This window comes from Bradyrhizobium sp. SRS-191 (assembly GCF_024586915.1).
In the GTDB taxonomy this organism is placed as follows: Bacteria; Pseudomonadota; Alphaproteobacteria; order Rhizobiales; family Xanthobacteraceae; genus Bradyrhizobium.
Genome location: NZ_JANBVS010000006.1, coordinates 1 through 19163, shown reverse-complemented (window position 1 = coordinate 19163; position 19163 = coordinate 1). Strand labels below are relative to the sequence as shown.

The window sequence follows — 19163 nt, the reverse complement described above, 5'->3', positions numbered from 1 at the left end:
TCAAGCATGCTCAATCTATGGCTTCGCCAGCCGTTCCGGGCGCGGCGAATGCGCACTATTTCTTGCGGAAGCGGTCGAGGCGGACGACTTCGGCGCCTTCGCTCGGGCCGGCCGGAGGCTCAGGCTTGTCGTCGCTCGACTCGGCCGCCGGTGCCGGCAGCGGAGCAACGACCGCCGGGGCGGGAAGCTTCGGGCTCGCCGGCGTTTCCGCGATCGCTTCCGACGGCTCGAACTGCAGTCCGAACTGGACCGAAGGATCGAAGAAGCTCTTGATGGCGTGGAAGGGGACCACCAGCCGCTCCGGGACGCCCCCGAACGACAGGCCGACCTCGAACCGGTCCTCCGTCACCACCAGATCCCAGAACTGGTGTTGCAGGATGATCGTCATCTCCTCGGGATACTGCGCCAGCAGCCGCGGCGACAGCTTCACGCCGTCGGCCTTGGAGATGAAGGTGATGAAGAAATGATGCTCACCGGGGAGGCCGTGGGCGGCAGCGTCGGTCAACACCCGGCGCAAAACCCCGCGCAGCGCGTCGCGCGCCAGCACATCGTATCGAATATGATCGGTCGCCATGATCGGTCCTGGTTCGTGTGGGCCGCGCTCCGCCCGCGTCGGATCGCCGCGCCGTGACGGCAGCAGCATTCCCGACTCGTATCCGGCCCATCGTACCCCGCCTTGTCGCGGAGGTCAGCAGCGAAGCCGGCCCGCGGCAACATATGGGAACGGGTAGAAGCCGACGGAAGTCGGGTCAATGGAGGAATGAACGGGAAGGGGGATATCACAAAGTTGGGGGAAACGGCCGGTCTGAGCCGTTTGCGCTCACGAGCAGGGAACATGAGCAAAGAAAGAGGGCAAAGGTAAAGTGGAGGCTTCTGTTGCCAGGTGCCTCCGAACCCCGCCTAACGGAGCTTAACCCGTTAGGACTTTAAGGTGGTCTTTCAAACTGCGTTACGCAGCCTGAGCAACCGGAGCAAAGTTGTCGTTGGCAACTATTGCAGTAGCCCGATAACGGCGGAACAATACCGGGAAAAAGCTCGCCCTTTACGCCCTCGTCGATCCTATTTCGCCCCCGCCAAAACCCGTCTCTCGGATGGTGGTCCAGGACGGGCTTTGGTGGAGGCGCCGGGTACCGCCCCCGGGTCCGAATGGTTTATTTCGACGGCGATTTATTTCCATAGCCGGCAAGCCGGCACCTCCTATATAGGCCGCCCGCCGGCGGATGCACAGGGCTCAAACGCCACGGGGCGCGACAAAAATGTGGGCCGGTGTGGGGAACCGTCGGTCCGCCCTTGGCAGGCGCGATTCCGTCCTCCTAGAGTGCCGCATGTCCTCCGAGATTGCGCCGGCGGCCCCGTCTGCAGCCGACATCGCCAAGATTCCACCCAGCCTTCGCACGCTCTTCTTCGCATTTGCGAAAATGTCGCTGTCAGGCTTCGGCGGCGTGTTGGTGTTTGCGCGGCGGGCGATCGTCGACGAGCACCGCTGGATGACGGCGGAGGAGTTCAACGAGACCTTCGCGCTCTGCCATTTCCTGCCCGGACCCAACATCGTCAATCTCGCGATGGTGTTCGGCGCCCGCTTGCGCGGGATCACGGGCGGCCTTGCGGCCTTCGCCGGCCTGCTCGTACCGCCGATGCTGTTGATCACGACGCTCGGAGCCATCTACGGGCACTTCGGACAGGCCGAGGCGCTGCGGCAAGGGCTTGCGGGCGTGTCCTGCGTGGCTGTCGGGCTGCTGGCGTCGGTGGTGTTCCGGATGCTGACGCCGCTGCTGAAGAAGAGCGACATCGTGGGCCTTCTCGTCATGGCCGCCGTCTTCGTCGCGATCGGGCTGGCGCGGCTGCCGCTGCAGGAGGTGCTGCTGGTGGCCGTGCCGCTCAGCCTCGCCATCACCTATGCCAGGATACGGTGGGCGCGATGAGCGGGGACGACAATCCGCTCGCGCAGCTGTTCTGGACCTTCGCGCTGATCTCGCTGTTTGCTGTCGGCGGCGCCGTCGCCGCCATTCCCGAACTGCATCGTGTCGCGGTCGAGGTCCGGCACTGGATGACCGACAAGCAGTTCGCAGATGTCTTCGCGCTCTCCCAATTGTCGCCGGGCCCGAATGTCCTGATCGTGACCCTGATCGGCTATTCTGTCGCAGGCGTTGCGGGCGCGGCGGTTGCGACCCTCGCGATGTGCGGTCCGACGGCCGTTCTCTCTTACGTCGTCAGCCGCTGGCTCTCGAACGCGCGAGGCGCGCGCTGGCCTGCTCTCGTGCAAGCGGCCTTGGTGCCGCTGTCGATCGGCTTGATGGCTGCGAGCACATGGATTCTCGGTCTGGCCTCCGATCAGACCTGGCGGGCGTTCGCGCTGACGGTCGTCGCTGCCGTCATTGCATCGACGACGCGCCTCAATCCGCTCTGGCTGTTGGCCGCGGGCGGCTGCCTTGGTTTCGCTGGCCTTCTCTAGGGAAAGTCGCTAGCAAAACAGAAGCGGGGCCGATTGCTTCGGATCGCCGAACGAAAACAGTACCGGCCATCAAGGCCGATCGGGGAGGGCGAGGGCATGGCCGAAACCACGGGCCAATTGTCGGGCGGCGTGGCACGCGAGCCCGCTGCGCGCAGCGTGACGGGCGCATCGATCATTCTGGTTCTTGCCTTCGCGCCGCAACTCATCGAATTGCTGATCGCCTTGGCCGGCCTTGTCGGTCCACTATCCGGACGCGGCCCGCTTCAGGTCATAGGGGCACATGCGTCGGCCTTGTCGACCGCGCTCCCGAGCCTGGCGCAGCAATATGCCGCAGGCAGCAAGGCCTCGCTCTCCTCCGACGTCCTGCTGGCGCTCATCTACACCTATCCTCTGATCGCCGTCGCGGTGTTCACCTTCATGGTGCGCCCGCGCGGCCCGCAGGATTATTTCGGCGGCGTCGTGCTGATGGCGATCGCGCTATTCGCGCTATGGGCGTCCAGCGATCTGCAGGGCATGCGCGGCTTCTCGTTCGGGGCCGGAACCGCACCACGGATGTTCGGTCTTCTCCTGCTCGGGCTCGGAGCCGCCATCGCCGTGATCGGCGTCGTCAACTCAGGGGCGCAGCTCGCGACCTATCACTGGCGCGGACCTCTGTTCGTATCCCTGGCGATCTTGACCTTCGCCGTCTCCATCCGCCCGCTCGGACTTCTGATCACCGGGCTTGCGAGCTTCCTCATCGCCGCGATCGGCAGTCCGGAAACGCGCTGGCGCGAGGCTGTGATCGTCGGTGTCTGCCTGACCGCCGGCTGCGCATTGCTGTTCCCGTACGTGCTCGGGCTTGCCATGCCGCTGTGGCCGCGTTTCCTTCTGCAGTGAGGGCGTGATGGATCTGTTTGCAAATCTCGCTCACGGCTTCGGCGTCGCGCTGTCGCCGATCAATCTTCTGATGTGCCTGATCGGCGCGCTGGTCGGCACACTGGTTGGCGTCCTGCCGGGCATCGGCACCATCGCCACGGTGGCGATGCTGCTGCCGATCACCTTCGGCCTGCAACCGGTCGGCGCCCTGATCATGCTGGCCGGCATCTATTACGGCGCCCAGTATGGCGGCTCGACCACCTCGATCCTGGTCAATATTCCCGGCGAGGCGACATCCGTCGTCACCGCACTCGACGGTTTCCAGATGGCCAAGCAGGGCCGTGCCGGCCCGGCGCTGGCGATCGCCGCCATCGGCTCGTTCTTCGCCGGCTGCGTCGCCACGGTGCTGATCGCGATCCTCGGCGCGCCGCTGACCAAGCTGGCGCTGGCGTTCGGCCCGGCCGAATATTTCTCGCTGATGGTGCTCGGCCTGATCTTCGCGGTCGTGCTGGCGAAAGGCTCGGTGCTGAAGGCGATCGCCATGATCGTGCTCGGCCTGTTGATGTCGATGGTCGGCTCGGACATCGAGACCGGCGTGTCGCGCATGGCCTTCAACATCCCCGAGCTCGCCGACGGCCTCGGCTTCGCCACCGTCGCGATGGGCGTGTTCGGCTTCGCCGAGATCATTCGCAACCTCGATGCCGGCGCGGAGATGGACCGCGATCTCGTGCAGAAGAAGATCACGGGCCTGATGCCGACGCGCAAGGATCTGAAGGATTCCACGCCGGCGATCCTGCGCGGCACGGTGCTCGGCTCGATCCTCGGCATCCTGCCGGGCGGCGGCGCCGTCATCGCCTCGTTCGCGGCCTATACGCTCGAGAAGAAGCTCGCCAAGGATCCGTCGCGGTTCGGCCGCGGCGCGATCGAGGGCGTCGCGGCGCCGGAGAGCGCCAACAACGCGGCGGCGCAGACCTCCTTCATTCCGCTGCTGACGCTCGGCATCCCGCCGAATGCGGTCATGGCGCTGATGGTCGGCGCGATGACCATTCACGGCATCGTGCCGGGCCCGCAGGTGATGCAGAAGCAGCCTGACCTGGTCTGGGGAATGATCGCCTCGATGTGGATCGGCAATCTCATGCTGATCATCATCAACCTGCCGCTGGTCGGCATCTGGGTGCGGCTGCTCCGCGTGCCCTACAGGCTGATGTTCCCATCGATCGTGATCTTCTGCGCGATCGGCATCTACTCGGTCAACAATGCGCCTGTCGACGTGGTCCTGGCCGGCGCGTTCGGCCTCGTCGGCTATTGGCTGATCAAGCACGATTTCGAGCCGGCGCCATTGCTGCTCGGCATGGTGCTGGGTCCGCTGATGGAAGAGAACCTGCGCCGGGCGCTGCTGATCTCGCGCGGCGACTGGTCGGTGTTCCTGACCCGGCCGCTGTCCGCCGTGCTGCTGGCGATCGCCGCGGGACTCCTCGTGCTTGCGGTCTTGCCGACGCTGCGCCGCAAGCGCGACGAGGTGTTCGTCGAGAGCGAGGGCTGACCTGCGTCGGCGCGCCGCAGGCGGAAGTCGAATCGACCTCGGACAAGGCGCTGTGATGTAGCTATCACAGCGAAAAGGCCTGCATCGGAGCGGGCCCCGAGGGAGGATGAATTCGATGAGCTGGTGCAGTCGTGCACGTTCGATCGGTTGGCTGGCGGCGGTCGCCGGCATCGTTGGGCTCGGTGTGTCGACGACACCCGCCGCAGCGCAGAACTATCCGACACGCAGCATCACGATGATCGTCCCGTTCGCGGCCGGTGGTCCGACCGACGTCATCGCGCGCATCGTCACCGCGCACATGGCTCAGACGCTGGGACAAAGTATCATCATCGAGAACGTCGTCGGCGCCGGCGGGACCACCGCCACCGCGCGCGCGGCGCGCGCCGCCAATGACGGCTACACGCTGATCACCGGGCACATGGGCACCCATGCCGCCGCGGTGCCGCTCTATCCCAAACTCGCCTATCACCCGGAGCGGGATTTCGAACCGGTCGCGCTGCTCGCGGGCACGCCGATCCTGATCCTGGCGCGCAAGGATTTCGCGCCGAAGGATACGAAGGAGTTCGTCGACTACATCAAGGCCAATAGCGAGAAGGTCAACGCCGCTCATGCCGGCGTCGGCTCCGTCTCGCATGTCTCGTGCGAACTCCTGAACTCCATCCTCGACGTCAAGCCCGTCGGCGTGCCCTTCAACGGCACGGGACCTGCGATGAATGCGCTGGTCGCCGGCCAAGTCGACTACATGTGCGACCAGATCGTCAACGCCGTGCCGCAGATCAACGCCGGCACCATCAAGGCCTATGCGATCGCGACGCCCGAACGCAATCCGGCGCTGCCCAACGTCCCGACCACGACCGAGGCGGGCTTGCCGAAGTTCCAGGCGCAGGCCTGGAACGCGATCTTCGCGCCCAAGGGCACGCCGGCCCCGATCCTGGCCAAGCTCAATGCCGCGGCGGCCAAGGCGCTCGACGACGAGGGCGTCCGCAAGCGCCTGCTCGAGCTCGGCAGCGTCATCCCGGCGCCGGCGGACCGGACGCCGGAGGCGCTGGCGGCGCTGGTGAAGGGCGAGGTCGCCAAATGGAGCGCGGTGCTGAAGCCGGCAAGCTAGCCTGGGCGGATGACAGAGCAGGGCGCGGGGCCGCAGGGTTCCGCCCCTTGTCATTTGTGGCGCGGCCACCGACATTTTTCAGGGTATAATCGGCTGATGGCCCGAGTCGAGGCTAGGGCTCGGCGACCCCCGCCGTTAAATTCGCCGCCTTCTGCGAAAGGCCGCCGGCACGAACCATGCATCAGTATCACGACCTGCTCGAACGCATCCTGTCCGACGGCGCGGAGAAGCACGACCGTACCGGCACCGGCACGTATTCCGTGTTCGGCCACCAGATGCGCTTCAATCTCGCCGCCGGCTTCCCGATGGTCACCACCAAGCGGCTGCCGCTGAAAGCGATCGTGCATGAGCTGCTGTGGTTCCTGAAAGGCGACACCAACATCAAATATCTGCACGACCACGGCGTCACCATCTGGGACGAGTGGGCCGACGCCCATGGCGATCTCGGTCCGGTCTATGGCTACCAGTGGCGCTCCTGGCCGACGCCGGACGGCGGCCACATCGACCAGATCAGCAATGTCATCGACGTGATCAAGCGCAATCCGGATTCGCGCCGGCTGATCGTGACCGCGTGGAATCCGGCCGACGTGGAGAAAATGGCGCTGCCGCCATGCCACTGCCTGTTCCAGTTCTACGTGGCGAACGGCAAGCTGTCGTGCCAGCTTTATCAGCGCTCGGCGGACGTCTTCCTGGGCGTGCCCTTCAACATCGCCTCCTATGCGCTGTTGACGATGATGGTCGCGCAGGTCACCGGCCTGAAGCTCGGCGACTTCGTGCACTCGTTCGGCGACGTGCATCTCTACTCCAACCATATCGAGCAGGCCCGCCTGCAACTGACCCGCGAGCCCCGGCCGCTGCCGACCATGACGCTCAATCCCGACGTGAAGGACATCTTCGCCTTCCGCTACGAGGATTTTGCGCTCGCCGGCTACGACCCGCATCCGCACATCAAGGCCGAGGTCGCGGTCTGACGCATGCCTCTGTCGATCCGTCCTGCCAGGCCTGATGACATCGGCACCGTGCTGGCGCTGATCAGCGAGCTTGCCGACTACGAGAAGCTAGCGCACGAGGTCGTGGCGACCGAGGCCGACATTGCCGGGGCGCTGTTCTGCGAGCACCCGACGCTGTTCTGCGATCTCGCGGAATGGAACGGTGCCGTGGCGGGCTTCGCGGTCTGGTTCGTCAACTTCTCGACCTTCGCGGGCAAGCCCGGCGTCTATCTCGAGGACCTGTTCGTGCGGCCGGTGTTCCGCCGCAACGGCATCGGGCAGGCGCTGCTCGGCCATCTCGCGAAAACCTGCGTCGAGCGCGACTACGCGCGGCTGCAATGGTCGGTGCTCGACTGGAATGCGCCGTCGATCACCTTCTACAAATCGCTCGGCGCCGAGCTGATGGACGACTGGACGCTGTGCAAGGTCACGGGCCCTGCGCTGGCGCAGCTTGCGGAGAAGGCGCCGTGATCGAGATCGTGTTCGTCGTCGCCATGGCCGAGAACCGCGTCATCGGCGCTGATGGCGCGATCCCGTGGCGGCAGAAGAGCGACATGCAGCGCTTCAAGGCGATGACGATGGGACGGCCGATCGTGATGGGGCGCAAGACCTTCACGTCGTTCCCGCGCCGTCCGCTGCCCGGCCGGACCAACATCGTGATCACCCGCGATACCGCCTTCCGCGCGCCCGGCGCGATCGTGACCCACGGGGTCGACGAGGCTCTCAGCATCGCGCGCGGGGATGCGCTGCGGCGTTCAGCCGCGGAAATCGCCATCATTGGCGGCGCCGAAATCTATGCCGCGACCCTGCCGCTCGCCGACCGCCTGGAGATCACCGAGGTTCATGCGCTTCCACCGGGGGATACCCTGTTTCCGGCGATCGACCCGATCCAATGGGAGGAGGTGGCGCGCGAGCGTCATGCCTCCGGCCCGGACGATCAAGCCGATTTCTCCTATGTGACCTACCGACGCAAGCGCTGATGTCGGGAGCAGGCGAGGCTGCCCTTCAAGACCATCCGTTAATGATGACCTCGCCTTGTCTGGCGGTGTGGCGGTTTCGGGGCCGCGGCAAACGGGCGCTTCCGGCCCTGTTTACATTGACAAAACCCGGTTCGGGCTTAGCTGGAGCGCTACGTTGTAAGGGGCGGGGCCGTCCCTTATAACCCGGCCACCGTCGGGGCCGGCGTTGGTGCACACTCAGCCTCTCGGAGGAGATCGATCGATGGCGTGGAAGAATCAGGGCGGAGGCCCGTGGGGCCCGGGTCCGAAGGGGCCCTGGGGCTCGGGACCGCAACCGGTCGGTCCAAGGCCGCCCGACCTTGAAGATCTTCTGCGGCGCGGTCAGGACCGGCTGCAGCAATTCGTGCCGGGCGGCGGCTTCGGTACCGCGGGCGTTCTCCTGGTCGTGCTCGGCGCGATCATCATCTGGCTCGCCTCCGGCATCTACCGCGTGCAGTCCGAGGAGCTCGGCGTCGTCTTGCGCTTCGGCAAGTATGTTCGCGATGAGCAGCCCGGCCTGCGCTACCATTTGCCTTACCCGATCGAGACCGTGCTGCTGCCCAAGGCGCTGCGCGTCAACTCGATCTCCATCGGCATCACCGCCAATGACGATCCCGGCCGGCGCAGCCGCGGCGGTCGCGACGTGCCGGAGGAGAGCCTGATGCTGACCGGCGACGAGAACATCGTCGACGTCGACGTCACCGTTCTCTGGCGCATCAAGCCGAAGGGCGCGGCCGACTTCCTGTTCAACATCCAGAACCCCGAGGGCACCGTGAAGGCGGTGGCCGAGAGCGCGATGCGCGAGGTGATCGGCCGTTCGAACATCCAGCCGATCCTGACCGGCGCCCGCACCGTGATCGAGCAGAACGTGCAGGAGCTGATGCAGAAGACGCTCGATAATTACGGCTCCGGCATCCAGATCACGCAGGTGCAGATGCAGAAGGTCGATCCGCCCTCGCAGGTGATCGAGGCCTTCCGCGACGTCCAGGCGGCGCGCGCCGACCTCGAGCGTCTGCAGAACGAAGCCCAGACCTACGCCAACAAGATCGTGCCGGATGCACGCGGCCGCGCCGCGCAGATCCTGCAGGTCGCCGAAGGCTACAAGGAGCAGGCGATCGCCGAGGCCAAGGGCCAGAGCGCCCGCTTCCTGAAGGTCTATGACGAGTACAAGAAAGCGCCCGACGTGACCCGCGAACGCATCTATCTCGAGACCATGGAGCGCGTGCTCGGTGGCTCCGAGAAGCTCGTGCTCGACAGTGGCGCCTCCGGCGGTCCCGTGCCGCTGCTGCCGCTCGGCGATCTCGCGCCGCGCCGCCAGGCGCCGGCCGCTGCGCAGGGAGGCGTCCGATGAGGTCCCCCGTCGCAGGTATCGTCGCTCTCGTCGCCGTGCTCGTCATCGTCGTCGTCGGCTACAGCTCGCTGTTCACCGTAAGCCAGACCGAGCAGGCGCTGGTGGTGCGGTTCGGTAAGCCGGTCGACGTCGTCACCCAGCCGGGCCTGAACTTCAAGGCACCGTTCATCGACAACGTGATCTCGATCGACAAGCGCATCCTCGACCTCGAGAATCCCTCGCAGGAAGTGATCGCGTTCGACCAGAAGCGGCTCGTGGTCGACGCCTTCGCGCGCTACAAGATCAAGAACGCGCTGCAGTTCTACCAGAGCGTCGGCTCGATCCAGACCGCCAACGTCCAGCTTGGCACATTGCTGAACGCGGCTCTCCGCCGCGTGCTGGGCGAGGTCACCTTCACGCAAGTCGTCCGCGACGAGCGCGAGGCGCTGATGCGCAAGATCCGCGATCAGCTCGACAAGGAAGCCGACGCCTACGGCATCCAGGTGGTGGACGTCCGTATCCGCCGCGCCGACCTGCCGGAGGCCAACAGCCAGGCTGTCTACAAGCGCATGATGACCGAGCGGCAACGCGAGGCGGAGGAGTTCCGGGCGCTCGGCGGCCAGAAGGCGCAGGAGATCAGGTCCAAGGCTGACCGCGAAGCCACCGTGATCGTCGCCGAGGCCAACTCGACGGCGGAGCAGACCCGCGGTGCCGGCGATGCCGAGCGCAACCGGCTGTTCGCCGAGGCCTATGGCAAGGACCGCGACTTCTTCGCCTTCTACCGCTCGATGACGGCGTATGAGAACGGCCTGAAGTCCGGCGAGACCCGCTTCCTGCTGCGGCCCGATTCGGAGTTCTTCCGCTACTTCGCCAACCCCTCGGGGAAGGTCGGTGCGGAGACGCCGTCGTCGACCGCCAGTACGGCAGCAGCCAACGCCACGGCGGCTGCGGCGCAGGCGCCCAAGCCTTGACGCCCAAGCCCTGAGGCTGCTGGCCCGGTTGATCCCGGCGAATAAGAGTTGACATGGACGGGGCGAAGCCGTTGCTTCGCCCCGTCTGATATCAAGAAGGTCGAACGGGAGGTCCGGGTCCGATGAGGTCCATTGCGTTTTCCGATTTCCTCATCGGATTAGGTATCCTGTTCGTGCTCGAAGGCCTGATGTTCGCGGCCAGTCCGGACTGGATGCGCCGGGCGATGAAGACCGCCATGGCCACGCCCGACCACGTGCTGCGCGCCGTAGGGATCGCCTCGGCGGTGGCTGGTCTGGTCCTCATCTGGGTCATCCGCCGCCCGATCTGAACCGGCCTCAGTCCCCCGGCGCCCCTCCCTGACAACGGCATGACAGGAACCGCGGTCGGTCGCGGTGATTGCCGTTTGCCGCCGGCCAAACGCCTTTGTGAGGCGCTGGCTGCGCCATTTTGCCGTATTAGGTCGCCTTCAATGATGATTGGGCGTCCTGCGCCAGCGCGCTTGCGTCCTCGCCCGGTTCCGGCGCACTGTAACCGTTGAATTTGCCGCTTTTTCTGGAGATCCGCCCGATGACCGCAACCCTTGCTTTCCGCCATCGCCTGCGTCCGATCCTGACCGCGGCCGTGCTCGCCGCGGGCTGGGCGCTGGCGCCGGCGCCGGCCTCGGCGCGCGGACCCGAGGGCATCGCCGACGTCGCCGAGAAGGTGATCGACGCCGTCGTCAACATCTCGACCTCGCAGACCGTCGAGGCCAAGGGCGGCGGTTCCTCCGAGGGCCGCAACGCCAATCCCCAGGTGCCGCCGGGCTCGCCGTTCGAGGAGTTCTTCGACGACTTCTTCAAGAATCGCCGCGGCGGTCCGGGCGGACGGGGCGGCGCCGACAACTCGCCGCGCCGCACCAACTCGCTCGGCTCCGGCTTCATCGTCGACGACTCGGGCATCGTGGTCACCAACAACCACGTCATCGCCGATGCCGACGAGATCAACGTCATCATGAACGACGGCACCAAGATCAAGGCCGAGCTGGTCGGCGTCGACAAGAAGACCGACCTCGCGGTGCTCAAGTTCAAGCCGCCGCGGCAGCTCACGGTCGTCAAGTTCGGCGATTCCGACAAGCTGCGGCTCGGCGACTGGGTGGTCGCGATCGGCAACCCGTTCAGCCTCGGCGGCACCGTCACCGCCGGCATCGTCTCGGCCAAGAACCGCGACATCTCGTCGGGGCCCTATGACAGCTACATCCAGACCGACGCCGCCATCAACCGCGGCAATTCCGGCGGCCCGCTGTTCAACCTCGACGGCGAGGTCATCGGCGTCAACACCCTGATCATCTCGCCCTCCGGCGGCTCGATCGGCATCGGCTTCGCCGTGCCGTCGAAGACCGTCGCCGGCGTCGTCGACCAGCTGCGCCAGTTCGGCGAGCTGCGCCGCGGCTGGCTCGGCGTGCGCATCCAGGGCGTCACCGACGAGATTGCCGAGAGCCTCAACATCAAGCCGGCCCGCGGCGCGCTGGTTGCCGGCGTCGACGACAAGGGCCCGGCGAAGCCCGCCGGCATCGAGCCGGGCGACGTCGTCGTCAAGTTCGACGGCCGCGACATCAAGGAGCCGAAGGACCTGTCGCGCATCGTCGCCGATACGGCGGTCGGCAAGGAGGTCGATGTCATCGTCATCCGCAAGGGCCAGGAGCAGACGCTCAAGGTCAAGCTCGGCCGGCTCGAGGACAATGAGAAGGTCCAGCAGGCGGCGATCAAGAAGGACGAGCCGGCCGAGAAGCCGGTGACCCAGAAGGCGCTCGGCCTCGATCTCGCCGCGCTCTCGAAAGATCTGCGCACGCGCTACAAGATCAAGGATAGCGTCAAGGGCGTCGTCGTCACCGGCGTCGATCAGTCTTCCGATGCGGCCGAGAAGCGGCTGTCGGCCGGCGACGTCATCGTCGAGGTCGCGCAGGAGGCAGTGACCTCCGGCGCCGACATCAAGAAGCGCGTCGACCAGCTCAAGAAGGACGGCAAGAAGTCGGTCTTGTTGCTGGTCTCGAATGCCGACGGCGAGCTGCGGTTCGTGGCGCTGAGTCTGCAGTAAAGCGAGATGCGGTAGGGCGGGCAAAGGCGCGCCACCGCTGTGTGCTTGATGCGCGGAGCTATCGCGCGCCGTGCCCACCATCGCCGTCCGCAATCGCGGATTGACGGTGGGCACGCGTCCGCCCTTCGGGCGTCCTCTTTGCCCACCCTACGCAACAGCGCTTGCAGCCCGACCGCATCGACTCACTCCGCCGTCGTCCCGGCGTTGAGCCGGGACCCATACCCCAGGGAGCGGTTTGAGGCAGACCGGTCATTGGCATCTTACCCATCACACGCGCCGCGGAGTATGGGTCCCGGATCGGCGCCGCGCAGCGCTGACGCGCGTCACGGCTTGTCCGGGATGACACTGGGGGGACCACCCGATGCACATCTCAAACAGCCCAGGCGAAGCTGGGCGTCGCAGCAGAAGCGCCGCCTAGGCTCTTCGCGCATTGCCGCTCACAGCGATGTCTGATTGACCCGCTTCGAGAGCTCCTCGGCGCTCTCCTTGCGCTCGGAATAGCGGTCGACCAGATAGTCCGCCCGGTCGCGCGTCAGCAGCGTGAACTTCACGAGCTCCTCCATGACGTCGACGACGCGGTCGTAATAGGCTGACGGCTTCATGCGGTCGTCGTCGTCGAACTCCGCAAACGCCTTGGGTACCGAGGACTGGTTCGGGATCGTGATCAGGCGCATCCAGCGCCCGAGCACACGCAGCTGGTTCACCGCGTTGAACGACTGAGAGCCGCCGCTGACCTGCATCACCGCCAGCGTCTTGCCCTGCGTCGGCCTGACGGCGCCGAGCGAGAGCGGGATCCAGTCGATCTGGGTCTTCATCACCCCGGTCATCGCGCCGTGGCGCTCCGGCGAGCACCACACCATGCCTTCGCACCAGGTGACGAGCGCGTGCAGCTCTCCGACCTTGGGATGGTCAGGCCAGGCGTCGTCGACCAGCGGCAGCCCGTGCGGATCGAAACTGCGCGTCTCGGCGCCGAAGCGGGTGAGAATGCGCGCCGCCTCTTCGGTCAGCAGCCGGCTGAAGGAGCGCTGCCGCAGCGATCCATAGAGCAGCAGGATGCGCGGCGGATGGGAGGAGAGCGAAGGCTCCAGCAGCTTGGTGCGGTCGATCGGACGGAAGGAGGCTTCGTCCAGCTGCGGCATATCATCGGGCAACGCGGCACCTCGGCGGTGATCGGCCGTCGACCATTCCTGTGCAAACAAGGCCGGGCCGATCGCCGTGGAACGGCTCGATGCAACATGGCGGCCGGGACCAAGGCGGTCAACTCTGGATCGCTCGCCGGCCCAACGGAGCGCGATCGCGGGCAGGCCTCTCGCAGGCGAGACGATCAGGCCAGCTGTGCGATGTCCAGCCAGTGCATCCGCAGAATGGTCTTGCCGCCGGCAGCTGGAATCTCGGAGCGGCTGGTCTCGACGATGCGGCCGCCGAGCCGCGTATAAAAGCGCAGACCGGCCGTGTTCGCCTCGAATACCCAGAGGTGCAGGCCGCGGCTCGCACCGCTTGCCGCCAACCGGCGCGCCGCATCGCGGAGCAGCCGCTCGCCGAGGCCGGAGCCACGCCCATCCGGGCAAACATGAAGATTGTCGACCAGGCTTCCCCAGACCGGATCGGCATTGCGATAGCAGCAGATGAAGCCGCGCATGGGCCCGGTCGGGTCGGAGGCGATGATGACGATCTGATGAGCCGCCGGCTCGCGGAGCCGCTGCGTCCAGACGCTCAGCCGGTCGGCCTCGATGGCGCCGGCGAGAAACTCCGGCGCCAGAATGTTGGCATAGGCATCGCGCCAGCTCGCCGCGTGGAGTGAAGCGATCGCAGGCGCGTCTTCATCGGTGGCTGCACGGATGATGATGTTATCCGGCATCTTGATGGCGCTCGACACCACCCATGATCCGCAGAGGCAGCGCGGCCTCGCTTTGCGAGACGCGCGCTGTCTATCTGACGCGTTGCTTAGTTGCGCGCGCTGCCCACGGTGGTCGGGACGACGAGCGCGGCACTGCGGCGATGCTGGGCGAGGACGGCGAGCTGATGCGGCGAGGCCGAGCTGTCGGCATTGATCGCAACGGTCTGCTCGGTAGCCGACGACGCGCCGACGACGGTGAGCTGATGCGGGGTCGCCGGCAGTGCGCCGACTGCGTAGCTCGGCAGCTCGCCGGCCATGGCCGCGCCGGTCAGCAGCGCGAGGGCAACGAAGGAGCCGGGAATGATGTGCTTGATGGTCATTGGAAGAGTCCTTTTGTGACGATGATCGATTGCATCACGTGCAACCGTTTTCGTTTCCTTGGACGCTCCCTAGCGTTGTGAGTGTTATATGCGCTGCAGCATGATTTGACAATTCATGGATTTGTGACGCGGTTAAAATGGCGGCGATTTACCTCATGTGATGCGGGATGCGAATGATCTGATTTGTGATCTTGATGGACATTGGAATGGAGTTGCGCCGCAGCATGCAAGATTGAAACAAAAGCCTGAGCTGCCTCTTCGGTGAGCGAGCGGCCTCTGGCGGCGAATCGTTCTTGCAGTTGCGACAAGCGCAGAGGGATCGCGCTGCGCGCCCCGGAATGACGAAGCAGAGAGGTGTTCGGATTAACGGCGCGGTAACGCTATTTGTCGTGGACGCGCGCGCTGTGCTCACCGCCTCTCTGAGCGCGGATGGACGGTGGGCACGCGACCGCGCCCTGCGGGCGGCTGCTTTGCCCACCCTACGTCACGATCGCTACGCCCCGTCAATCCACGAACTGATCGCGGGTGTAGCCCTGGGCGTAGAGCAAAGCAGTGAGGTCGCCGTGGTCGATGCGGGCTGATGCGGCGGCGGAGACGGCGGGCTTGGCGTGATAGGCGACGCCGAGGCCGGCGGCCTCGATCATGCCGAGGTCGTTGGCGCCGTCGCCGACGGCCAGCGTGTCGATCTCGTCGAGGTCGAACGACTCGCGCAGCTCGACCAGGGTGGCGAGCTTGGCGTCGCGGCCGATGATCGGCTCGCGGACCTCGCCGGTGAGCTTGCCGGCGTCGATCACGAGCTCGTTGGCGCGGTTCTCCTGGAAGCCGATCTTGGCCGCGATGGCGCTGGTGAACAAGGTGAAGCCGCCGGAGATCAGGCAGGTATAGGCGCCGTTGGCGCGCATCGTCATGACCAGCTGGCGGCCGCCCGGCGTCAGCTTGATGCGCTTGGCCAGCACCTCGTCGACGACGCTGATCGGCAGGTCCTTCAGCAATGCGACGCGTTCGCGCAGCGCCGGCTCGAAGGCGATCTCACCGCGCATCGCGCGCTCGGTGATGGCGGCGACCTTCGGCTTCAGCCCGGCAAAATCGGCCAGCTCGTCGATACATTCCTGGCCGATCATGGTGCTATCCATGTCCGCCAGAAAAAGCTTCTTGCGCCTGACTGCCTCAGGCTGCACGACGATGTCGATCGGCATGTCGCCGCGCAGATCGCGCAGCCGCGCCTCGAGCTTGTGGATCTCGCCATCGTGCGAGAACGGGATGTCGATGGCGACCTCGTCGAACAGCCAGCGCGGCGTGCCCGGCTGTGGCAGCACGGCCAGGAAGGCCTCCACGATCGTGGTATCAAGCGCGGGGTCGGCGGGATTGCAGATGAAGGTGGCGACGAGAGACATCAGGTGACTTCGCTAAGCGACAACAAAGCGGTGCTTATCGCAGGGCCGACCGCCAGCGGCAAGTCGGCCCTGGCCATGGAACTTGCGCAAAAAGCGGGCGGGGTCGTCATCAATACCGATTCCATGCAGGTCTATCGCGATCTCCGGGTGCTGACGGCGCGGCCGACAGCCGAGGAAGAAGCTGCCGTCCCGCATCGGCTCTACGGCCATGTCGATGCCGCCGTGAACTACTCGGCCGGCCATTATGTCCGTGATGCCAAAGCGGTTCTCGATGATGCCAGGCGCGACGGGCGGATGCCGCTCTTCATCGGCGGGACGGGACTGTACTTCAAGGCGCTGGTGCGGGGGTTGTCGGCCGTGCCGCCGGTGCCGGACGAGGTGCGTGAAGCCGTGCGCGAGAGGCTCGAGCGAGATGGTGTCGAGGCGCTGCATGCCAAGCTGGCGCAGCGCGATCCAGGGGCGGCCGCGCGGCTGAATGTGCGTGATCGTACGCGCGTGGCCAGGGCGCTGGAGGTCATCGAGGCGACTGGTCGGCCATTGGCCGACTGGCACGCGGAGACGACGCCACCGCTATTGCCGGAGCGGAGCTACCAGGGGGTGTTCATCGCGCCGGAGCGGGAGACGCTTTATGCGCGGATCGATGCGCGGTTCGAAGTGATGCTGGAGGCGGGTGCCCTGGCGGAGGTCGAGCGGCTCGCCGCCCGCAGGCTGGATCCGCTGCTCCCGGCGATGAAGGCCCACGGCGTGCCGGCGCTGATCCGCTATATCCGCGGCGAGATCACGCGGGAGGAGGCGGCCACCATCGGCAAGGCCGACACCCGTCACTACGCCAAGCGGCAGTTCACCTGGTTTCGGCACCAGCTGCCGGAGTTCGAGTGGATGAGTCCGGAGGCGGCGCGGGCGTGGGTGGCCAATCTCTAGCCGCATCGTCATTCCGGACATCGCGAAGCGATGGGCCCGGAATCCATAACCACGATCGTGAGTGTGGATTCCGGGCTCGCCCTCCGGGCGCCCCGGAATGACGGCCTCGGTTTGTGGTGGCGCCTGTACTCTCCATCACGGCGTCTTGCCCTGGTTGGAGGGGCAACGGCTAAATTACCGCTCGCCGAACCCCAAAATCCGCGCTACCTTGACAAAATCGCGCTGACGGGCCTCGCTTTGCCTTGACATCAAGGTCGCCATGGTTATGTTCGCGCAACCTTTGGGAAGCCAGCTCGCCGTCATGCGCAATTTTATTGCCATTCTCCTTATCGTAGTCGTACCCAGGCGCATCGCCGGGGATGGCTAGCGGCCGTCCAAAATCCGAGCGGTGCGCAGGGCCTTCCAGGGCCCTTTTTTATTGCCCGGAAGCCACCACCGACACTGAAGCAAGCCACTTGAGCCATTCGACCGAACCGACCGACCAAACGACCAGCCGCTGAGACCAGCGATCCGGAGCCTGCCATGACCGACAAGAGCCACGATCCGAACCAGATGACCGGCGCCGCGATGATCGTGCGCGCGCTCATCGACCACGGCGTGCAGCACCTCTTCGGCTATCCCGGCGGCGCGGTGCTTCCGATCTATGACGAGATCTTCCAGCAGAGCGAGGTCGAACACATCCTGGTCCGCCACGAGCAGGGCGCCGGCCACGCCGCCGAAGGCTATGCGCGCTCGACCGGCAAGCCCGGTGTCGTGCTGGTGACCTCGGGTCCGGGCGCCACCAACATGGTGACGCCGCTGGCGGATGCGATGATGGATTCGATCCCGCTGGTCTGCATCACCGGCCAGGTGCCGACGCATCTGATCGGCAACGACGCCTTCCAGGAGTGCGACACCGTCGGCATCACCCGGCCCTGCACCAAGCACAATTGGCTGGTCCGCAACGTCAACGATCTCGCCAAGGTGCTGCACGAGGCGTTCTATGTCGCCACGTCAGGCCGGCCGGGCCCGGTCGTCGTCGACGTGCCGAAGGACGTGCAGTTCGCCACCGGCACCTATCATCCGCCGCGCAAGTCGGACGTCCACATCTCCTACGCGCCGCGCGTCAAGGGCGACGCGATGCAGATCCGCAAGGCCGTCGCGCTGCTGGCCTCGGCCAAGCGGCCGGTGATCTATTCCGGCGGCGGCGTCATCAATTCCGGACCTGAGGCGTCGCGGCTGCTGCGCGAGCTGGTCGAGGTCACGGGCTTTCCGATCACCTCGACCCTGATGGGCCTGGGCGCCTATCCGGCGTCGGGCCCCAATTGGCTGGGCATGCTCGGCATGCACGGCACCTACGAGGCCAACATGACGATGCATGATTGCGACGTCATGCTGTGCGTCGGCGCGCGCTTCGACGACCGCATCACCGGCCGCACCGACGCGTTCTCGCCGAACTCGAAGAAGATCCACATCGACATCGATCCGTCTTCGATCAACAAGAACATCCGCGTCGACGTGCCGATCATCGGCGATTGCGGCGACGTGCTCGCCGACATCCTGCAGGTGTTCAAGGCAGAGGCGAAGAAGCCGGACATCAAGTCGTGGTGGCAGGAGATCGCCGTCTGGCGCGCCCGCAACTCGCTCGCCTACAAGCCGAACCGCGACGTCATCATGCCGCAATATGCGATCCAGCGGCTGTTCGAGCTGACGCGGAGCCGCGACACCTACATCACGACCGAGGTCGGCCAGCACCAGATGTGGGCGGCGCAGTTCTTCGGCTTCGAGGAGCCGCACCGCTGGATGACCTCGGGCGGTCTCGGCACCATGGGCTACGGCCTGCCGGCGGCGATCGGAGTCCAGGTCGCCCATCCCGACAGTCTCGTCATCGACATCGGCGGCGATGCCTCGGTGCAGATGACGATGCAGGAGATGTCGACGGCCGTGCAGTACGAACTGCCGGTCAAGATCTTCATCCTCAACAACCAGTACATGGGCATGGTGCGGCAGTGGCAGCAGCTGCTGCACGGCAACCGCCTGTCGCATTCCTACTCGGAGGCGCTGCCGGACTTCGTCAAGCTGGCCGAGGCCTATGGCGGCGTCGGCTTGCAGGTCAGCAAGCCGGGCGATCTCGACGGCGCGATCAAGGAGATGATCTCGGTCAAGAAGCCGGTGCTGTTCGACTGCCGCGTCGCGGCGCTGGAAAACTGCTTCCCGATGATCCCGTCGGGCAAGGCGCATAACGAGATGATCCTGCCGGCCGAGGCGTCCGACCCGGCCGCCGCGTTCGCGGGCGGCAAGGCGCTGGTGTGAGTTGATTGGGTGATGGTGC

19 protein-coding genes and 1 other RNA gene are annotated in these 19163 nt (G+C 65.9%); 14 read left to right on the top strand and 6 right to left on the bottom strand.

Features of this window, described 5'->3' with window-relative positions:
• Nucleotides 1-55: 55 nt before the first annotated feature.
• Complete coding sequence (locus NLR35_RS12720; protein ID WP_257166880.1) at nucleotides 56-574, bottom strand: SspB family protein; 519 nt, start codon at nucleotides 572-574, stop codon at nucleotides 56-58.
• 288 nt (nucleotides 575-862) lie between these two features.
• Nucleotides 863-1231: a transfer-messenger RNA gene (gene ssrA, locus NLR35_RS12715) on the bottom strand.
• A 94-nt stretch (nucleotides 1232-1325) separates the two neighbouring features.
• Here ssrA and NLR35_RS12710 point away from each other — a divergent pair.
• The 12 genes from NLR35_RS12710 (at nucleotide 1326) to NLR35_RS12655 (ending at nucleotide 12320) form a co-directional block, all read left to right on the top strand.
• Nucleotides 1326-1922: a chromate transporter gene (locus NLR35_RS12710; RefSeq protein ID WP_257166879.1), complete on the top strand. Its 597-nt coding sequence runs from the start codon at nucleotides 1326-1328 to the stop codon at nucleotides 1920-1922.
• Complete coding sequence (locus NLR35_RS12705) at nucleotides 1919-2452, top strand: chromate transporter (protein ID WP_257166878.1); 534 nt, start codon at nucleotides 1919-1921, stop codon at nucleotides 2450-2452. Before NLR35_RS12710 ends, NLR35_RS12705 begins: the two co-directional genes overlap by 4 nt.
• A 96-nt stretch (nucleotides 2453-2548) precedes the next feature.
• Nucleotides 2549-3328, top strand: a complete 780-nt coding sequence (locus NLR35_RS12700) for a tripartite tricarboxylate transporter TctB family protein (RefSeq protein WP_257166877.1) — start codon at nucleotides 2549-2551, stop codon at nucleotides 3326-3328.
• Between the two features lie 7 nt (nucleotides 3329-3335).
• Nucleotides 3336-4850 carry a tripartite tricarboxylate transporter permease gene (locus NLR35_RS12695; RefSeq protein WP_257166876.1) on the top strand — a complete coding sequence of 505 codons (1515 nt, stop codon included), beginning with the start codon at nucleotides 3336-3338 and terminating at the stop codon, nucleotides 4848-4850.
• A 115-nt stretch (nucleotides 4851-4965) separates the two neighbouring features.
• Nucleotides 4966-5958 carry a tripartite tricarboxylate transporter substrate-binding protein gene (locus tag NLR35_RS12690; RefSeq protein WP_257166875.1) on the top strand — a complete coding sequence of 331 codons (993 nt, stop codon included), beginning with the start codon at nucleotides 4966-4968 and terminating at the stop codon, nucleotides 5956-5958.
• A 176-nt stretch (nucleotides 5959-6134) separates the two neighbouring features.
• Nucleotides 6135-6929: a thymidylate synthase gene (locus NLR35_RS12685; RefSeq protein ID WP_257166874.1), complete on the top strand. Its 795-nt coding sequence runs from the start codon at nucleotides 6135-6137 to the stop codon at nucleotides 6927-6929.
• Nucleotides 6930-6932: 3 nt separating this feature from the next.
• Nucleotides 6933-7418 (top strand): GNAT family N-acetyltransferase, encoded by a 486-nt coding sequence (locus NLR35_RS12680; protein ID WP_257166873.1) that lies wholly within the window; start codon nucleotides 6933-6935, stop codon nucleotides 7416-7418.
• On the top strand, nucleotides 7415-7927 hold the full coding sequence (locus tag NLR35_RS12675) for a dihydrofolate reductase (protein WP_257166872.1): 513 nt from the start codon (nucleotides 7415-7417) through the stop codon (nucleotides 7925-7927). The genes NLR35_RS12680 and NLR35_RS12675 overlap by 4 nt, the downstream gene beginning before the upstream one ends.
• Before the next feature lie 241 nt (nucleotides 7928-8168).
• Nucleotides 8169-9296 (top strand): FtsH protease activity modulator HflK, encoded by a 1128-nt coding sequence (gene hflK, locus NLR35_RS12670; RefSeq protein WP_257166871.1) that lies wholly within the window; start codon nucleotides 8169-8171, stop codon nucleotides 9294-9296.
• Complete coding sequence (gene hflC / locus NLR35_RS12665; protein ID WP_257166870.1) at nucleotides 9293-10246, top strand: protease modulator HflC; 954 nt, start codon at nucleotides 9293-9295, stop codon at nucleotides 10244-10246. Before hflK ends, hflC begins: the two co-directional genes overlap by 4 nt.
• 122 nt (nucleotides 10247-10368) lie before the next feature.
• A complete protein-coding gene (locus NLR35_RS12660; protein WP_257166869.1) occupies nucleotides 10369-10575 on the top strand; it encodes a DUF2065 domain-containing protein in 207 nt (68 codons plus the stop codon).
• A gap of 239 nt (nucleotides 10576-10814) precedes the next feature.
• Nucleotides 10815-12320, top strand: coding sequence for a Do family serine endopeptidase (locus tag NLR35_RS12655; protein WP_257166868.1), 1506 nt, complete (start codon nucleotides 10815-10817; stop codon nucleotides 12318-12320).
• A 437-nt stretch (nucleotides 12321-12757) separates the two neighbouring features.
• On the opposite strand, the gene arsH is transcribed toward NLR35_RS12655, so the two are convergent.
• The 4 genes from arsH to serB all read right to left on the bottom strand — a co-directional run bounded on the left by arsH (nucleotide 12758) and on the right by serB (nucleotide 15931).
• On the bottom strand, nucleotides 12758-13459 hold the full coding sequence (gene arsH / locus NLR35_RS12650; protein ID WP_257167157.1) for an arsenical resistance protein ArsH: 702 nt from the start codon (nucleotides 13457-13459) through the stop codon (nucleotides 12758-12760).
• A gap of 185 nt (nucleotides 13460-13644) precedes the next feature.
• The gene (locus tag NLR35_RS12645; protein ID WP_257166867.1) at nucleotides 13645-14196 is read right to left on the bottom strand and encodes an N-acetyltransferase; all 552 of its coding nucleotides are present in this window, start codon (nucleotides 14194-14196) and stop codon (nucleotides 13645-13647) included.
• 68 nt (nucleotides 14197-14264) lie between these two features.
• On the bottom strand, nucleotides 14265-14537 hold the full coding sequence (locus tag NLR35_RS12640; RefSeq protein WP_257166866.1) for a hypothetical protein: 273 nt from the start codon (nucleotides 14535-14537) through the stop codon (nucleotides 14265-14267).
• Nucleotides 14538-15040: 503 nt separating this feature from the next.
• A complete protein-coding gene (gene serB, locus NLR35_RS12635; RefSeq protein ID WP_257166865.1) occupies nucleotides 15041-15931 on the bottom strand; it encodes a phosphoserine phosphatase SerB in 891 nt (296 codons plus the stop codon).
• A 3-nt stretch (nucleotides 15932-15934) separates the two neighbouring features.
• Between serB and miaA the strand changes: the two genes are divergently transcribed.
• The gene (gene miaA / locus NLR35_RS12630; RefSeq protein WP_257166864.1) at nucleotides 15935-16852 is read left to right on the top strand and encodes a tRNA (adenosine(37)-N6)-dimethylallyltransferase MiaA; all 918 of its coding nucleotides are present in this window, start codon (nucleotides 15935-15937) and stop codon (nucleotides 16850-16852) included.
• 522 nt (nucleotides 16853-17374) lie between these two features.
• Nucleotides 17375-19144, top strand: coding sequence for an acetolactate synthase 3 large subunit (locus NLR35_RS12625; RefSeq protein WP_257166863.1), 1770 nt, complete (start codon nucleotides 17375-17377; stop codon nucleotides 19142-19144).
• Nucleotides 19145-19163 lie beyond the last annotated feature (19 nt).

What these genes read in the sequence shown, in the direction of transcription:
- NLR35_RS12720 (WP_257166880.1), bottom strand. Translation starts at nt 574, where the DNA reads ATGGCGACCGATCATATTCGATACGATGTGCTGGCGCGCGACGCGCTG.
- NLR35_RS12710 (WP_257166879.1), top strand. Translation starts at nt 1,326, where the DNA reads ATGTCCTCCGAGATTGCGCCGGCGGCCCCGTCTGCAGCCGACATCGCC.
- NLR35_RS12705 (WP_257166878.1), top strand. Translation starts at nt 1,919, where the DNA reads ATGAGCGGGGACGACAATCCGCTCGCGCAGCTGTTCTGGACCTTCGCG.
- NLR35_RS12700 (WP_257166877.1), top strand. Translation starts at nt 2,549, where the DNA reads ATGGCCGAAACCACGGGCCAATTGTCGGGCGGCGTGGCACGCGAGCCC.
- NLR35_RS12695 (WP_257166876.1), top strand. Translation starts at nt 3,336, where the DNA reads ATGGATCTGTTTGCAAATCTCGCTCACGGCTTCGGCGTCGCGCTGTCG.
- NLR35_RS12690 (WP_257166875.1), top strand. Translation starts at nt 4,966, where the DNA reads ATGAGCTGGTGCAGTCGTGCACGTTCGATCGGTTGGCTGGCGGCGGTC.
- NLR35_RS12685 (WP_257166874.1), top strand. Translation starts at nt 6,135, where the DNA reads ATGCATCAGTATCACGACCTGCTCGAACGCATCCTGTCCGACGGCGCG.
- NLR35_RS12680 (WP_257166873.1), top strand. Translation starts at nt 6,933, where the DNA reads ATGCCTCTGTCGATCCGTCCTGCCAGGCCTGATGACATCGGCACCGTG.
- hflK (WP_257166871.1), top strand. Translation starts at nt 8,169, where the DNA reads ATGGCGTGGAAGAATCAGGGCGGAGGCCCGTGGGGCCCGGGTCCGAAG.
- hflC (WP_257166870.1), top strand. Translation starts at nt 9,293, where the DNA reads ATGAGGTCCCCCGTCGCAGGTATCGTCGCTCTCGTCGCCGTGCTCGTC.
- NLR35_RS12660 (WP_257166869.1), top strand. Translation starts at nt 10,369, where the DNA reads ATGAGGTCCATTGCGTTTTCCGATTTCCTCATCGGATTAGGTATCCTG.
- NLR35_RS12655 (WP_257166868.1), top strand. Translation starts at nt 10,815, where the DNA reads ATGACCGCAACCCTTGCTTTCCGCCATCGCCTGCGTCCGATCCTGACC.
- arsH (WP_257167157.1), bottom strand. Translation starts at nt 13,459, where the DNA reads ATGCCGCAGCTGGACGAAGCCTCCTTCCGTCCGATCGACCGCACCAAG.
- NLR35_RS12640 (WP_257166866.1), bottom strand. Translation starts at nt 14,537, where the DNA reads ATGACCATCAAGCACATCATTCCCGGCTCCTTCGTTGCCCTCGCGCTG.
- serB (WP_257166865.1), bottom strand. Translation starts at nt 15,931, where the DNA reads ATGTCTCTCGTCGCCACCTTCATCTGCAATCCCGCCGACCCCGCGCTT.
- NLR35_RS12625 (WP_257166863.1), top strand. Translation starts at nt 17,375, where the DNA reads ATGACCGACAAGAGCCACGATCCGAACCAGATGACCGGCGCCGCGATG.